Raw genomic sequence first — 16,684 nt, forward strand, 5'->3', positions numbered from 1 at the left:
ACATTATATAATTCAATCCATACAACAAAAAAAGACTATCAAAATTGATAGTCTTTAGTCGTCGCTACGCTGCATACCAGTATACATTAATACGAGACGTAATAATTCAAATACCGCTACAGCTGCAGCTGCTACATATGTTAATGCTGCCGCATTTAATACTTTACGAGCTTGCCCATATTCATCTGTTGATACAATACCTAACGCTTCAATTTGTTGCATTGCGCGCTTTGACGCATCAAACTCAACTGGCAATGTAACGAGCTGGAACACAACACCTGCTGCCATTAAAATGATACCTAATAACAACAAACCAGACATTTGTGCAAATATACCGATTAGGACGAAAATCCAAGACATATTCGAACCAAAGTTTGCAACTGGCACTAACGAATGACGAACGCGCATAAATTTATAATCTTTTGCATCTTGAATTGCGTGTCCTACTTCGTGTGCTGCAACTGCTGTACCAGCAACTGAATGTCCATAATAGTTATCTGTTGATAATCGAACCGTCTTAGCGGTTGGATCATAATGGTCTGATAAATGACCTGGTGTTTCTTCTACAGCTACGTTGTATAATCCATTTTCATCTAAAATTTTTCGAGCCACTTCCGCTCCTGTCATACCTGATGTTGAATAAACTTGTGAATACTTGCTATAGGCACTACGTACTCTTGACTGTGCATACAACGGTATGATCATTATGATCGCGAAGTAAATTAAATAAAACATCATGAACCTCCATTGAAGTTTTAATTATAGTACTTCTCATTCTATTTTCTTCTGCCACTATTGTCAATGAATAAACCTTACAATCCATATCTTTATTTATTGCATTATCTATTTTTAGAATGTACATTACTTTTTCTTTTTTCTCTTTCTCCTTTATACTTTCTCCATCCAACATAAGTTAATGTGAAGAAAATAAGTCCCCCAGTAATTGTCATAAACCAAATGAGAGAGGGTGCAATTTCATCTTTTTTTACTGTGTGAAATATCTTTTGCAAATCCCCTTTAATAATCCCTAATTGCATTTGGCCGCCTTTCGTTTTTAACATAACGTTACGAAATTCATCTAAATAAGATAAATGAACATTTACACGCTGAACCTCGTTTTCTGGCAAAGCAATCATTAAGCTTGGATAAATAATATTGAATTCATTTAAAAACGTATTTAACGTTTGTTGAAACTGCCCAGCATCTTCTTTTTCCATCGCTTTTTCCATTTGAGAAAAGGCATCCATTACTTTCCTTTCTCTTTCCATCCAAAGTGGTTGATATTTCGATACTTGTGCATCAACAGCAAGTTGTAATGCCAGCACATTATCAATTTTAGCTTGCTTACCTAAACCTTCTTCAGAGAGCGATTGTTGCGCCTTATCGTAAGCTAAAGAAATAACTCTAACTTGATCTGGTGTTACTTCCTGCTTCTTTTCATTCCCCTTTATTAAAAATTGCTCCGAGAAATGTTGTAATACTTGTACCGCTTTTTCATCTTCATTACGCTTCACTAACTGTAACGAGTCGTCTAATAACCCTGTTAGCTCATTCCACTCTTCAGCATATATACGTAACGGAAACATTATAATTAGAAATGCTATCAATCCAATTAATGTTCTCTTCATCCCGGTCCCCCCTATAACTACTAGTACAAAATATGTTAATTGGGACAAGAATAGAACAGAACTAGACCGAAAAATATATTATCATTTTACAAAGAAAAAAATTCTCTTTAAGCAGAGAATTTTTTCTGTGACATCCTTTTCTTTTTTACGAAATATCGATATAAACTGTAACAAAGTATACTACCACCTAAAATAAATAATAAAATAGCACACGCAGCATGCATAAAGAACTCTTCTGGTAACATTAATATAATTGGATCTTTTTCAGGATCAAAAACCCAATAATCATTACTAAATAAAAGTTTATGGAATAATACAAAACTCTTTTCAAAATTAATAGCAATTGGTAACATAAGCGCTATCGGAAAAATGATTGTTAAAATCGATCCGTGCAGTAAAAACTTTTCATTTTTCTTTTTTAATAAATAAATTCCGCCTATCACTGCAATCATAATTGTCGCATACATCACATATTGAATCTTTACTAAAATATTTTTAACATCTACAAAATGAATACGGCCATTTGTGGACATATCTAATGTTGGCAAATGTAATGCTCCGTCATAAAACGGGGATAAATATGTAATAAGCACATCGTAATTTCTTTTAATTTCATCCTTCGTCATATCCGCTAAATCAGGAATATTTAAAAAATCAATTTCAAAATAATACAGCCATTTTCCATAGACAACTGCCGTTGTTGCGAGTGCAAAAATAGAAAATGCTATGCTATATGAAACAACTAAAGTAATCAATCGATCCAATATTTTTGTACCACTCTTATTTTTCTCCATGTTCTCCCCCTAAATGTTCTAACCATCATAAAGAAAATTGTTTCCTTTGCTCACGTAAGCAACAATAATATGTAATACATAGTACAGCAATACTTAACCAAAACGTAAAATAACCAATTTCCTCTACAAACAAATGCATAATTCCATATCGCGGCATTTGCCAAAATAAATAATCAATTGCATCGTTATGCAACGTCCACACAGCTGCTACTATAAAATGCCATTTTTTTATACGATAGAATGGAGCATATAAAAATCCTTGTACTGCCATCGCAAAGTGCGAAAGCATTAACATGTAGCCCATAAGGCCAATAGGCCCTTTTACGTAAATCATAATCCCGTTTACAACAACAGCCCAAATACCATATTTTATTAAAGTTACAATCGCTAACGCTTCTATTAATCCCCAGTTTCTCTTTGCCAAAAAAGCAATTAAAACAAAGACAAAAAAGAGACTCGCCATAGGACTATCTGGTACAAACGGCCAAAATATAGGTGACGTTTCTTTCAATTGATTTCCGTACCATATAAATCCGTAAATTGTACCTAATATGTTAACAATTAATAAAAATAATAATACCGAGCGTTGTCTTAACATTGCATACAAGTACACCAATCCGTATGTCCAACACCTTTCAAGCAAAGTAATTCATTCATTAAATCCTACTCTATTATAACAAACTTCATCCAACTAAATAGAAAAGCTGACTACAAATTTTGTAGTCAGCTTTTTATTATTTTTTATTATACTTTGCAACGAATTCCGAAAGCTTCTTCAGTTCCTCATCCGTACCTTTAAATACACCTTTAGGCATTGAACCTTTTCCCTCTTTCGCAATTTTAGCAATTTCTTCTGGCTTTAAAGTTAAGTTTTGCAGTGCCGGTGCTGCTGCCCCGCCTTGTAAATTGTCACCATGACATGTTAAACAAGTATTTTTTTGCATTAATTTATAGCCATCATCATTTTTATCAACTGGCGCTGTTTTTACAATTGCTCCTTGTTTTTTTGCAGCTTCCCAGTCGTGGTGTGCTACAGATTCCCAAGTTAAAAAGATAATCGATGCAATTGCTAAAAGCATAAATCCAGTTGCCACAGGACGCTTCAATGGACGTCTTTCTGGACCTCGATCAAGAAATGGAGCTAACAGTAATGCTCCAAACGCAATCCCTGGCATAATAAATGCTCCAATTACAGTAAATGAACCGGAAGCATACGAATACTTTAATAACTGATACAAGAATAAGAAATACCAATCTGGAAGTGGTATATATCCAGCATCTGTTGGGTCCGCCATTCTCTCAAGCGGCGACGGATGCGCCACTGTTAAACATAAATAACCGATTAAAAAAACTGCACCAACCATCCATTCTTTTAACAAGAAGTTCGGCCAAAATGCTTCTGTTTTCCCTGGGTATTCAGAATAGTCTTTTGGAATATTTGGTTTCCGAGCTACTGGTACCCGAGAATCTCCTACAAACTTCATCCCTTTGCCGCGATGCATAATCTCCCTCCTTTAGTTCTTTCCCCTTTAATTTAGCAATCTCTTATAGTGGACCGGAAATACCTTGTTTGCGAATCATGATGAAGTGGAAGGCCATTAAACCTAGAAGTGCTGCTGGTAAGAAGAAGACGTGAATAGCAAAGAAGCGAGTTAATGTTTGAGCGCCAACAATTTCGGAATGACCAGCGAGTAATGTTTTAATATAAGGACCAATGAGCGGTGTTTGCTCTGCAATTTGAATCCCTACTTTTGTAGCAAATAAAGCTTTCATATCCCACGGCAATAAATATCCGGTAAAACCAAGACCTAACATAACAAAGAAAATAAGAACACCAACAATCCAGTTTAACTCACGGGGCTTTTTATACGCACCTTGGAAGAAAACTCTGAGTGTATGTAAAAACATCATTACAATTACGAGACTAGCACCCCAGTGGTGCATACCACGAACAATTTGCCCATAAGCAACTTCATTTTGTAAATAGTAAACTGATTCCCAAGCATTTTTAATATCAGGCACATAATACATCGTCAAAAACATTCCAGATAAAATTTGAATTACAGTAACGAAAAAGGTAAGTCCTCCAAAGCAATAGACGAATGCAGAAAAGTGATGTGCCGGGTTTACATGTTCAGGTACTTCATGATCAGCGATATCACGCCATATTGGTGTAATATCCAATCTTTCATCCACCCAATCATAAATTTTATTTAACATCTACTTTGCACCCCCTCTTGGCTTCGCTTTTCCTAGATACAGCGTTCCATCTTTCACTTTAGACTCGTACACATCAAGCGGAGCAAGGGGTGGCGTACCTTTAATGTTAATCCCATCTTTTGTATAACGCCCCCCGTGACATGGGCAAAAGAATTGATTCGGATGTGCTTTGTCCGAATTCCAGTTAACTGTACATCCTAAATGTTTACATACTGGAGAGAACGCAACAATGTCTCCGCTTTCATCTTTATGAACCCAAGCCGATTTTGGTTCTTCAGACTTGTACCAACCATCAACCTGCTTCACTTTAAAATCGAAACGCTTCGGCTCTGTTGTAATATCCTTTACTTGCGCAACAGCAACCATATCTGTTCCCGCTTCTTTTCTTAACACCGGATCAAGCGCAAATCGCGTCATCGGCATTAAAATACCGGCAGCCATAAAGCCTCCTACCCCTGTGAGTGTGTAATTTAAAAATTGTCTTCTTGACACGCGATGTTCTTTGTCGCTCACGAAAATTTCCCCCCTCTATCAGAAATTGTCCCCTCGTGATAAATTATATAAAAAATAAAAACTAGGACACTATCATGATATAATACGCTCATGCACAGGTCAATATCATACTACTCATAATAATAAGAACTTTCTGTTTATTGCGAGTTTCCCCATTTCTCTTCCAACATCACCATTATATTTTTTATATGCGCATGAATAACTTCTCTTTTTGCTTGATCACTAAATTGTTCTAACGCTAATGAAGGAAACCAAAATAAATCTCCCTGTAACTCTTGCATATCCTCTTTCCATGAAAAATCACTTGTAACATAAGCAATATGCTTAAAACCTTCACTTCGTAAATGATTTGTCCATTCTTGCAAACGACCTTTTTCATTCTTTTGACTTTCTACCAAATACGTAAACGCAGGCAGTAAAAGCACTCTTCCTTTATACTCTCTTTCCAATTCCGTGCTCAACAATTCGATAAATTCACCTTGTTCTACAACCATTTTCATTTCTTTTGCTGCCGAAATTGATAACAGCGGTATTACTCCTGTATCAACATACTCTCTTGCTTGCTCAAACTGTTCTACATCTTTTACAATCCACTTCAAATCCCTTCCCTCCTTCACTCCTTCACTTACAAATGACAGAACTTTCACTTTATATATATTAAACCACACTAAAAGAGGTAAAAAAAGAAAAACTACCCAATATAGGTAGTTTTTCTTTATAAAAGTCTGAAATTTGTAAAAATTAATTAATCCAAATAAATTCTATAAAGTCTTTAACTCTGCCGTTAATCTATGAAACGCTTCCTTATCTTGCTTATCTAACGCTTCATCAATTTGTTTCAAAAGGCGTTCTCTCCTAAACGAAAATACACTTTCTTCCAAAAACCTTTCTGCAAGTAAACGATCTTTTTCATTTACTTCAATATGCTTTGGTAGATATGGGTTTTCTTCTAATACAGCTACATAATTCGCATTTTGAAACGATGATTTAAAGTTGAGTTGAATATAAATATCCTCATCTCGATTTAAACGAATATCATGAAACGATTTTTCAGCATCTGTTGTCATAACATTTTGTTTAAAAAAGTGAAACGGTGTGTCTTTCACACAATTCGCTGACATCACTAAGCCACGCGGACAATATTTTGCATGCTCTACGAAGTGGACTTTATGCATCAATTGGTCGTGACTCATTAAATAATTCAGAATCCATACACATTCACGCTGTTTCAGTTGGTAATTATTCAAAAACCATTTTACAAAATCCTTCTTCTCGTTTACAGAAACAGGGGTATTCATAGCAATTAAGTCCCTCCTCTGTCTTTCTCTTTTCTTTTTAGATTCAAGAAGCGGCATTCAGTTTCCTTCCAACTTATGAAAAATCCTCTAAATTATATAACAATTCTTCAATATGAATTTGTGTCGGGTCTAGTTGTAATAACTGGGTAAATACTTCTTTCGCCTCTTTTCGTTTTCCTTCTTCCAATAAGAAATAACCGTACTCTTCTAAGAAGTCTGGATGATTCTTAAAAGAAGTATATGCACTTTCATAGTGTTTTAATGCATCCGAATACATTTCTAATTGTTTTTTTGCATACGCAAGATCCCAAAGTAGTTGTGTATCTGGTTCTCCACTATCAATAGCACGCTCTACAATTGCAATTAACTCTTCGTACTTTTCTTGTTCTTTTAAGATATATGCATATTTTAATGTTGCACCTAAATGCCCTGGATCTAACTCAAGCGCTTTTTGAAGAACTTCCTCTGCTTCTACTATTTTCCCTAATTTCGCCGCAATGTTCGCTAACTCTACATAAAATGGAACTGAAAGCTCATCTACTTTAATTCCTTCATGAAGCGTTTCATAGCTTTCTTGAAGCATTCCTTCTTTTTCATAGCTTTTCGCTAAATACATGTACAGTGATGCGTACTCAGGGTCTAATTCTTTTAGTTCTTGCCAAGCACCAATTGCTCTCTGATATTCTTCACCTTGGTATAATGTAAAGGCATATCCAAATAATGAGTGAATATCTTTTTGTTCCTCTAGGCCTGCTTCATAATAAGAAATCGCTTCTTCCCAGTTTCCGATCGCGCTTAACGTTTCTGCGAGGCGAAGTGCGATCACAACACCACCCATTACTTTATGTTCCGCTAATAGCGATTCATAATAAGTAATTGCCTTTTGTTCTTCACCTTTACTACTATATAATTCTGCTAACCCAAACGTAATAACAGGTTCATCAGGCATCATTTCTTTCGCCTTTAATAGTTTTTGCTCTGCTACATCATCAAAACCTTGCATTTGGAATAAATCTGCAACAAGTAATAACGATTGAACATATAAATCGTCATTTTCTGGAATATCATGAAGCACTTCAATCGCTTCATCTTCTTTATCTAGATCAATATATAATTCTGCTAAAAATACAGTGAATTCACTTTCTTCTGGATACAGTAAACGTAAGTCTTCAGTAATTGCTAATGCCTCATCTGTAAATCCAAGCGTATGATAGTAACGAGCGATATCATACTTCTCTTCATCATTCGCAATTTTTAATTGTTCTTTTAATAATTGTAATCCTTTTTCCGCTTCACCATTTTCAATATATGAAACAGCTTGTTCAAACTTTTGCATAAACGTCTCCTTTAATTCTAAAAAATATTCTCTTCTGTTCATTTATCATAAGCAACTCACTGTTAGAACGCAACCTTTAGAATGAGCATACTTCTTCTTATACTTCTTCTTACAGAGTAGTTAATTGTTCAAAAGGTTCGGATATGACACCGATACCTTACCATCATCTTCTATTGTACCGCTTTCTTTTATGACCGTGCAAATAACTTCTCTCACTAATTATCGAGCCATACAAACCGTGGTTTACAGAATAACTTAATTAGCAGTCTTCAACCTTTATTTTGAATGCGATAAAAAAGGCTCCTATACTAGGAGCCTTCACAATCTCTTAAGAATATGTTTCTTCTTTCTGTACTTGCTCATTTACAAGCTCTTTCAGCAACTCTATAATTTCATCATTTTCTTCCTTCAAACCGACAGTAATACGAATACCATCATCGATACCAAATGCAGCACCAGAACGAACGATATATCCTTTTTTCATTAATCGTTCGAAAGCTTCATTACCCGGTATACCAAGTTTTAAGAAAATGAAATTTGTTTGGGATGGATAATAGAATACGTTATATTCTTTACAAAATGCATAATACTGATTTAAACCTTCAGCATTCTTTTGCACACAATCTTGTAAAAAGGCTTGATCTTCTAATGCAGCGAGTGCTACAGATTGGGCTACAGTTGATGTATTGAATGGTAACCTAGCTACTTCTAGCTGTCCGATTAACTTCGCATCCCCAATCGCATATCCGATACGAAAAGCAGCTAAACCATATGCTTTTGAAAACGTGCGTAAAACCATAAGATTTTCATACTTTTCAAGAAGTGGTAATGTTTGCGGATAGTCTTCTGTTTCCGCGTATTCATAATATGCTTCGTCCATAATAACGAGAGCCGACTTAGGAACTGATTCTAAAAATGAAAGTAATTTTTGTTTCTCAACATATGTACCTGTTGGATTATTCGGATTACAAATCCATACAATTTTCGTTTTCTCATCTACTTGCTCTAGCATTGCATCTAAATCGTGAATACCATCTTTAAGTGATACTTCACGAACTTCTGCTCCTTCAATAACAGCATGGTGATGATATTGTGAAAACGTAGGATTCGCCATTACAACGTTTGTTCCTTCATGTAGTAACGCTCGGCTAATCATTTGAATGACTTCATCTAATCCACTACCAAATAGTAGTTGTTCTGCTTTTACACCTAAATGTTCCGCTACTTTTGTCCGAAGTTCAAAGGCATATCCATCTGGATAAAGGGCATATTGGCTCGCTAAAGAAGTTAATGTTTCTGTCACACGTGCTGAACAACCGAATGGATTTTCGTTGGATGCTAATTTCACAATTTTTGATAAACCATATTCTCTTTTTACTTCTTCAATGTTTTTCCCAGGCACATACGCTCTCAAAGTTAACAATTGCTCTTTCACTCTCATTTTTCTTCCCCCAGTCATTTCATTCAATTTGATTACAATACGGTTATAGCCCCATGCCCATCAACTTAAGGATAGAAACGCCGCGGCTTTCCATTGATTAAAATGAAAAAACTTTGAAATAATATAATTCCATTAAAAATGAGTATACGAAATAAACCCTAACGGGTTTCATTTTTTAACTTATGCAACTTTCTTTTGTTTTCTATATCCACTATACTCATAGATAACACCCATAATATCAAAGACTGTCTTTTTCTCATATCGATGAGATTTCCGGCCATTTTTCTGTAGTAGGGTAAACAGGCGGATTAAGACCTTTGCTATTTCTTGGGTGTTTCTCTGTATTGCTTGATATAACAGGGATAGATGATCTTGAATCATCCCAATTGCTTTATATTCACTTAATTCTCTTTTGTGCTTTTGCAACAAAAGTTGGCGCATCTTAAACATCGTAGAAGAACAGATAAAAATGGCAATGAGCTTTCCATACACATGGCATTCTAATCTCTCTTGCTTGATAGTTTGCCAGTGATGAATTTGAAATAAAGATTTCCACGTTTTAAATATGATTTCTATCTGCCAGCGAAGGGAGTAAAAATCATGGATTTGTTCCATCGGAACCATCTCCCAAGGCGTATTCGTAACATATATGTTGATACCTGTTAATCGTTTACTTTTTTCTGAAAACGTAATTCCCTTTTTACTTTCGGTATAGCTTTGTTTTTTTCTACGTTCCAGTATTTGTTCCTCTGTTAATCGGTAGATAATTACTCTTGTAACTAATCTTTGATTCTTGCCAATATACGCCTCTTTTATTTCATATGTTTGTCCTGATTTTAACGTGTGCATAATGTTCTCTAAATCCACCTGGATATACTGTGATTGTTTTTTGATTGTCCCATTTCGAAAGTATTCCGGAAACGGATTTTTCGTATAGACGGTATGGTTTAACTTAAGTCTTGATATATAGCACACTCCACGTTGATCCATTTGATCTAAGTCTTCCAATGAAAAATAGCCTAAATCACGAATACACAGATCACCCGGCCGTAAGGTATCTAAGCAATCTGTTCCAAATGTTTTATCATTATGTTTTCCTGGACCTACCTGGAAGTTTAGAAACTGTCCGCTGTGTAAGTCATATTCTAATTGAATCTTGATGCCTGCTGTTTGTGCACAACCACCTGATCCAGGATATACATGAGCTAAATGTTTTGGTACTTGGAAAATCGTCGCATCTAAAATACGAATGCGTTGAAAATACATGAGTGCTGCACTTGAAATAGTTGATGTTTTACAAAGTTTACTTTTCCATAATGCAGAAAAAATATATTTCAAAAATTCAACTGCTTTTTTATCAAAGCGTTTATTGAGTCCTTCTGGACTCATAAGAGTGCCTGTGGCTGCGTGTAATTGACTGCATAGTCGAACGAGAGAATCGCTCGCTGTACGTTGACTTACCCAGATACATATGGTAGCTAATTCATTTCCTGAAAACTTTCGTTTTCTTTTTACAAACCCTAATTCTTTTGCGAGTTCTTCCAAAAGAGAGGGAGTTAAATGACGATACAGCTCTTCAGAAAATAGTTGTAATTCATCTTGAATCGAAAGATTCATAAAAAATGTCACCCTTTCTAGCTAGCTTTTTAGAAAGGATAACTTTTTTTGACACTTGGGGGTAGTGAAAATTCTTAAGTTGATGGGCATGGGTTATAGCCCCTTACTGTAATCTTTTGTCATAACCGTCACTATTACGAGAATACCTCTAAATGAGCACTTCACAGCACTTCGCTATCATTTTAAACTATATCTTTTTGAAATGCCTCTAACGCAATATGAACAGTCTCATCTGAAATAGATACGACATTCACTACCCCATATTCCTGCATAAGCACCATATGAATTGCTCCTGCATTTGCTTTCTTATCTTGTTTCATCAATTGAACGAGGCGCTCTACATTCAAATCCCTTGGCATTTTTGGATAGCCGTATTTCAAGAACCACTGCTTCATATCTTCATAAGCAAGATCAACCTTGTACACTTGCTCACTTAAAAATATGGCGAATAACATTCCAACCGCTACACCGTCACCGTGAGTAATATTTCCATACCCTAGCTCTTTTTCAAGAGCATGTCCTAACGTATGTCCAAAGTTCAAATGAGCACGTACACCCTTCTCTGTTTCATCTTGTGACACAACATTTGCCTTTACAGGAATCGCCTTCGTTAATATATGGATTAACTTCTCATCATGAAGATCCGCTAATGTTTGCACTTCTTCTTTTAACCAATGGTATAGCTCCACATCACCAATAAGAGCATGCTTTATCACCTCTGCATAACCTGAACGCCACTCTTTTTCAGGAAGAGACTGTAAAAACGGTGTATGATATACAACTGCTTCTGGCTGATGGAATGCACCAATCATATTTTTACCTAACGGATGGTTAATCGCTACTTTCCCACCCACTGCGCTATCGTGCGCTAATAAAGTTGTCGGAACCTGCACAAAGCGAATACCACGCATAAACGATGCAGCAACAAAACCAGCTAAATCTCCAATCATTCCGCCTCCAAGTGCAAGAATTAAAGAATTTCTATCTAATTTATTTTCAAGAGCTGACGTATGAGCCGCATAGAAATTTTCGAAAGACTTCTCTTTTTCGCCACTTGGTACAACAAACGAAAACACGTGCTGCTCTACTTGTAATGCATCGATAACTGTCTGTAAATGTAGTGATGCAACAGCTTCATCTGAAATGATCATTACGTTAGATACCGCTGGCTGCATATTTTGAACGATCGTTGTTAAGTTTGACAACGCTTCTTTACCAACATGTACATCATATTCTTTTGATTTCGTTTGAATATGTATGTTTCCCATTAAAATCCCCTCGCATATTCATTATGTTTCTCAATATTTTCACGAATTAGTTCCATACGATCTAATCCGAATTGTTCTATTAAAGCTGTCGCTAATTCCCAAGCCACAACCGCTTCTGCAACGACACTAGCTGCTGGCACTGCACAACTATCTGAACGTTCAATACTCGCTGTAAAAGGCTCTTTCGTATCAATATCTACACTTTGAAGAGGTTTATAAAGTGTAGGTATCGGTTTCATCACACCGCGCACAACAATTGGCATTCCAGTCGTCATACCGCCTTCTAGTCCACCTGCATTATTTGTTCTTCGTGTATATCCATGCTCCCCATCCCACAGAATTTCATCATGAACTTCACTTCCTGGTCTATGCGCTGCTTCAAAACCAATTCCAATCTCGACACCTTTAAAAGCATTAATACTCATAATTGCAGCTGCTAATTTCGCATCCAGTTTTCGATCATAATGCACGTAGCTACCTACTCCAATTGGCATCCCTTCCACAATTACTTCAACGATTCCACCAATTGAATCACCATTTGCTTTCGCATCATCAATCGCTTTCATCATTTGGTTACCAGCTTCTTCATCTAAGCAACGTACAGGAGATGCTTCTGTAATACTCTTTAATTCTTCAATTGAACTATACGTAATCTCCTTAGCTTGTACACCGCCAATTTCAATTACATGGCCCGCCACTTTAATACCAAGTTCTGCTAACACCTTTTTAGCAACCGCACCAGCAGCAACACGCACCGTCGTTTCGCGCGCTGACGAACGTTCCAGTACATTCCTCATATCTCTATGACCATATTTAATCGCACCATTTAAATCAGCATGCCCAGGCCTTGGTTTTGTCACTTTCCTTTTCATCTCTTTTTCTTCTTGCTCAGTTAAAGGCTCCGCCCCCATAATTTTTGTCCAGTGTGCAAAATCACGATTTTCAACAACAAGTGCAATAGGGGAACCTAATGTTTCTCCATGTCTAACACCACTTAAAATTTGCACTTGATCCGTTTCAATTTGCATGCGTCTACCGCGCCCATATCCCTTTTGCCTTCTAGCTAACTCTTCGTTTATATCATCTGCTACTAAAGACAATCCTGCCGGAACACCTTCTATAATCGTTGTAAGTTGTGGACCATGAGATTCACCAGCTGTAATATATCGCATACGTTATTCCTCTTTTCGTATATGTATTTATCTCACTATATTAACTTTTATCATTCTAAAAATATTAAAGAAATTATATCATAAATCGACCATTTTCTTATTCTATATTTCCGATAGGCCTAATTTAAATATCAATATATCATAACAGCTCAAACTTCGTAACTAACTGAAAATAAAAAAAGTGCAAGAAGAATACCCCTATTCTCCTCGCACTTTTTACTATTATCACAGTGATTAAAGCGTTTACAAATTATTTCAAAATAATTAGTAAATCCATTCATTCATTAATTTTGAGTAGTCAACTAATTCTTCTTCTTTAAAGAAAATAGCAATCTCGCGCTCTGCGCTTTCTAAAGAATCAGAACCATGGATAATGTTTTTCGCAACAGTTACACCGAAATCTCCACGAATTGTTCCAGGAGCTGCTTCATGTGGTCTTGTTTTCCCCATCATGTTACGCGCTGTATCTACTACACCTTCACCTTGCCATACCATTGCGAACACAGGTCCAGATGTAATAAAGTCTACTAACTCACCAAAGAAAGGTTTTTCCTTATGCTCAGCGTAGTGTTGTCCAGCAATTTCCGGAGTGACTTGCATTAATTTTGCACCAACTAATTGAAAGCCTTTTTTCTCAAAACGAGCTACAATTTCCCCAATGAAGGCACGTTGTACACCGTCTGGTTTTACCATTAGAAATGTTTTTTCCATAAAAAATCTCTCCACTTCTGAATTATGTATGTAATTGTATATCCCCACACACACATATTATCACCCTTATCACAATTGTGCAATAGTTTTGAAATAGAGAGATTATTTTATTTTTTAGAATAAACATTAAAATTTTCGTTTTCCAATATACTTTGCAACATTTTGTAATGCGTACTTTGCTTTTCCACGTGGGAGTGGTTTTATTATTTCTAAAGCTTTATGTAAATAACGTTCACTAAATGCAAATGCTTGATCAATTGCTGTACTATTTTTTACAGCATCAATAATTTCTTGTATTTCACTTGCTGTTGAATTTTCATGTACAGATGTGATTTTCTGACGAAGTACTGGATCTTCCATCGCATATAAAGCAGGAAGTGTAATATTCCCTTGTAGTAAATCTCCGCCAGCAGGTTTTCCAAGTTTCTCTTCTGTAGAAACGAAGTCTAAAATGTCATCAATAATTTGATAAGACATTCCTACAAAATACCCATACCAAAATAGACGATTTACCGTATCACGATTAGCACCAGCAGCAATCGCTCCCAATTGACAACTCGCGGCAATTAATAATGCTGTTTTTCGCTTTATTCTTCTTAAATACGTTCTTAAATTTTGGTCATAATTGTATTTATCTTTAATTTGTTCAATTTCACCTTTACAGACTTCTAAAATAGTATGTGATAACGCTTGATGCGCCTCTGGAATTTCGATATTTGTTATACATTCAAGAGACTTAGCGAACAGATAGTCCCCTGTATACATCGCAATACGATCTCCCCATTTCGCATTCACAGTCGCACTGCCGCGTCGTAAAAATGCAGCATCAATAACATCATCGTGAACAAGAGAAGCCATATGAATAAGTTCTAACGCAACAGCAACATGCTTAATCGCATCTAACTTATAATCTCCAAATTTCCCTGCAAGCAACACAAATACAGGACGAATTCGTTTCCCACCAGCTTCAATAAGCTGTAATGCTGCCTCTTCTACTAATGGCTGTTCAGAAGCGACTGTCTTTTTTAATTCTTTTTCTATCACATTAATATCCGATCGTAAAAAAGAGTACATAAGTTGTAACTTCATATTGTTCACCTTAACCTAAAACTTCTTTTTTCTATTTTGATTCTGGTTTAATACCTAAATGCATCGCTGCTACCCCAAAAGTAAATGGTTTCACTTGCACACGTTCAAGTCCAGCTTGCTCAAACATTTGAGCCAATTCTTTCATCCCTGGGAACGTACTAGCAGATTCTTGAAGCCATGAATACTCTTTATAACTTTTCGCAAACATCTTTCCAAATAACGGCATGATATATTTAAAGTATAAAATATACCCTTGTCGAAAACCAATCATTGTTGGTTGAGATGTTTCTAAACAGATTACTTTTCCACCTGGTTTTACTACACGCGTCATTTCTTTTAATACGTGCATATAATCCGGTACGTTACGTAAACCAAACCCAATCGTCACATAATCAAACGTATTATCTTCAAACGGAAGTTCCATTGCATTCCCATGTAGAAGTTCTACTTGTTTTAATTGTAACGCCTCTACCTTTTGCTTACCGACAGATAACATATTTTCACTGAAGTCTAAGCCAACAACCTTTCCTTGTTCACCTACGGCTCCAGCTAGCGCAATTGTCCAATCTGCGGTTCCACAGCATACATCAAGCGCTTGACTGCCTGGTTGTACATCCATAATTCGCATCGTTTCTTTACGCCACGCTTTATGTCTTTGAAAACTAATTACAGAATTCATCACATCGTATTTATCAGAAATCTTTTCAAATACGTCATGTACTCTTTCTTCTTTTGATTGTTGCATGCTCGTACCTTCTTCCAATGTAAAATTGCTTATGTCTTCTATTTATTCCTTAACACAGAATTTATTTCATTTATGTCTGTGTGATTTTCTAAAAAATTTTTTTCTTTCTTTCTCAATTCCTTCATCCAACCATTAATCACTACTTCTGCTTTATCCCCTAAAGCATCTTGCATAGCTTGAAAAACAGGCGAATGTTGCTTATCAGCATACAATTGAATTTCTTTTTGAAGGCGATTTCCACCTAATACGTATGTGATAAATGGCTTCCAATGTGATAACTGAAAATGATCACATGTTTTTTGAAGGAGCGCAGACTCAATCATTACTATGCTTTTCATTATGTCATCCGTCGTTTCATGCGCTTTTTGGTATAACATAATTTTGTGTTCATTTATCTCTTTAATTCCTTCAGCAAGTGCACGAATTAAAACAATATCACGATTCATAGACAATAAATAATAATATAGTCCACTATAGTAATCGCCTGCAAGTACTGTTAATTGACGACATTTATGGAATTCAATCTCTTCCTCGCCTGCTTTATTTGATACCCTTTCATGCGTATCAAGCGCAATTTGTACAAGCATAATTGTTACTACGTAATGCTCAATTTGTTCTATATGTAAGTTTGCACTCTTTAAAGCACCATATAACAATGCTATCTTTTCTTCATCAATAAATGGTTCTTCAATATAGTTTATAAAGTAAGGATGGCGTAATTTCTCCATCAATTTTTCTTTTATACCCGCATACCCTCCGTAGATGTCACACACAAAAAATCACCCTTGTTTTCTAATTCATAAAACTTATTATAACACATACACTCTATTTTCTATAACCAAAACTTGGCTA

The 16,684-nt window shown here is 35.9% G+C and carries 18 protein-coding genes; all 18 read right to left on the minus strand.

What is annotated here, in order from left to right; all coding sequences use genetic code 11:
- Positions 1-54: 54 nt before the first annotated feature.
- The 18 genes from QCI79_RS04830 to QCI79_RS04915 all read right to left on the minus strand — a co-directional run bounded on the left by QCI79_RS04830 (position 55) and on the right by QCI79_RS04915 (position 16,605).
- Positions 55-738 (minus strand): zinc metallopeptidase, encoded by a 684-nt coding sequence (locus QCI79_RS04830; RefSeq protein ID WP_058839490.1) that lies wholly within the window; start codon positions 736-738, stop codon positions 55-57.
- Between the two features lie 101 nt (positions 739-839).
- Positions 840-1,628: a sporulation protein YpjB gene (gene ypjB, locus QCI79_RS04835; RefSeq protein WP_000831583.1), complete on the minus strand. Its 789-nt coding sequence runs from the start codon at positions 1,626-1,628 to the stop codon at positions 840-842.
- Positions 1,629-1,735: 107 nt separating this feature from the next.
- Complete coding sequence (lit, locus tag QCI79_RS04840; RefSeq protein WP_000414377.1) at positions 1,736-2,422, minus strand: lipoprotein intramolecular transacylase Lit; 687 nt, start codon at positions 2,420-2,422, stop codon at positions 1,736-1,738.
- 25 nt (positions 2,423-2,447) lie between these two features.
- A complete protein-coding gene (gene lhaT / locus QCI79_RS04845; RefSeq protein ID WP_025967075.1) occupies positions 2,448-3,038 on the minus strand; it encodes a lipoprotein heptaprenylglyceryl N-acetyltransferase LhaT in 591 nt (196 codons plus the stop codon).
- 118 nt (positions 3,039-3,156) lie between these two features.
- Entirely contained in the window at positions 3,157-3,924 is a 768-nt protein-coding gene (qcrC, locus tag QCI79_RS04850; RefSeq protein WP_000554603.1) for a menaquinol-cytochrome c reductase cytochrome b/c subunit, read from the minus strand.
- Positions 3,925-3,967: 43 nt separating this feature from the next.
- Complete coding sequence (qcrB, locus tag QCI79_RS04855; protein WP_000932700.1) at positions 3,968-4,642, minus strand: menaquinol-cytochrome c reductase cytochrome b subunit; 675 nt, start codon at positions 4,640-4,642, stop codon at positions 3,968-3,970.
- Positions 4,643-5,155 carry a menaquinol-cytochrome c reductase iron-sulfur subunit gene (gene qcrA, locus QCI79_RS04860; protein ID WP_001280593.1) on the minus strand — a complete coding sequence of 171 codons (513 nt, stop codon included), beginning with the start codon at positions 5,153-5,155 and terminating at the stop codon, positions 4,643-4,645.
- A gap of 137 nt (positions 5,156-5,292) precedes the next feature.
- The gene (locus tag QCI79_RS04865) at positions 5,293-5,754 is read right to left on the minus strand and encodes a YpiF family protein (protein ID WP_000871314.1); all 462 of its coding nucleotides are present in this window, start codon (positions 5,752-5,754) and stop codon (positions 5,293-5,295) included.
- A gap of 162 nt (positions 5,755-5,916) precedes the next feature.
- Positions 5,917-6,453, minus strand: a complete 537-nt coding sequence (locus QCI79_RS04870) for a ReoY family proteolytic degradation factor (RefSeq protein WP_001095925.1) — start codon at positions 6,451-6,453, stop codon at positions 5,917-5,919.
- 73 nt (positions 6,454-6,526) lie between these two features.
- On the minus strand, positions 6,527-7,789 hold the full coding sequence (locus tag QCI79_RS04875) for a tetratricopeptide repeat protein (RefSeq protein ID WP_001168671.1): 1,263 nt from the start codon (positions 7,787-7,789) through the stop codon (positions 6,527-6,529).
- Positions 7,790-8,117: 328 nt separating this feature from the next.
- Positions 8,118-9,230: a histidinol-phosphate transaminase gene (gene hisC, locus QCI79_RS04880; protein WP_001264037.1), complete on the minus strand. Its 1,113-nt coding sequence runs from the start codon at positions 9,228-9,230 to the stop codon at positions 8,118-8,120.
- A gap of 180 nt (positions 9,231-9,410) precedes the next feature.
- Positions 9,411-10,847, minus strand: coding sequence for an IS4 family transposase (locus tag QCI79_RS04885; RefSeq protein WP_042991529.1), 1,437 nt, complete (start codon positions 10,845-10,847; stop codon positions 9,411-9,413).
- Positions 10,848-11,029: 182 nt separating this feature from the next.
- Positions 11,030-12,115 carry a 3-dehydroquinate synthase gene (gene aroB / locus QCI79_RS04890; protein WP_021728342.1) on the minus strand — a complete coding sequence of 362 codons (1,086 nt, stop codon included), beginning with the start codon at positions 12,113-12,115 and terminating at the stop codon, positions 11,030-11,032.
- Positions 12,115-13,287 (minus strand): chorismate synthase, encoded by a 1,173-nt coding sequence (aroC, locus tag QCI79_RS04895; protein ID WP_021728343.1) that lies wholly within the window; start codon positions 13,285-13,287, stop codon positions 12,115-12,117. Before aroC ends, aroB begins: the two co-directional genes overlap by 1 nt.
- Positions 13,288-13,551: 264 nt before the next feature.
- On the minus strand, positions 13,552-13,998 hold the full coding sequence (gene ndk / locus QCI79_RS04900; RefSeq protein ID WP_000415883.1) for a nucleoside-diphosphate kinase: 447 nt from the start codon (positions 13,996-13,998) through the stop codon (positions 13,552-13,554).
- A gap of 126 nt (positions 13,999-14,124) precedes the next feature.
- Positions 14,125-15,087 (minus strand): heptaprenyl diphosphate synthase component II, encoded by a 963-nt coding sequence (gene hepT, locus QCI79_RS04905; protein ID WP_000776076.1) that lies wholly within the window; start codon positions 15,085-15,087, stop codon positions 14,125-14,127.
- Positions 15,088-15,118: 31 nt separating this feature from the next.
- On the minus strand, positions 15,119-15,832 hold the full coding sequence (gene menG, locus QCI79_RS04910; protein WP_001187674.1) for a 2-heptaprenyl-1,4-naphthoquinone methyltransferase: 714 nt from the start codon (positions 15,830-15,832) through the stop codon (positions 15,119-15,121).
- A 38-nt stretch (positions 15,833-15,870) separates the two neighbouring features.
- Positions 15,871-16,605, minus strand: coding sequence for a heptaprenyl diphosphate synthase component 1 (locus tag QCI79_RS04915; RefSeq protein WP_000332845.1), 735 nt, complete (start codon positions 16,603-16,605; stop codon positions 15,871-15,873).
- Positions 16,606-16,684 lie beyond the last annotated feature (79 nt).

This window comes from Bacillus cereus group sp. MG1 (assembly GCF_040460035.1).
GTDB lineage: Bacteria > Bacillota > Bacilli > Bacillales > Bacillaceae_G > Bacillus_A > Bacillus_A cereus.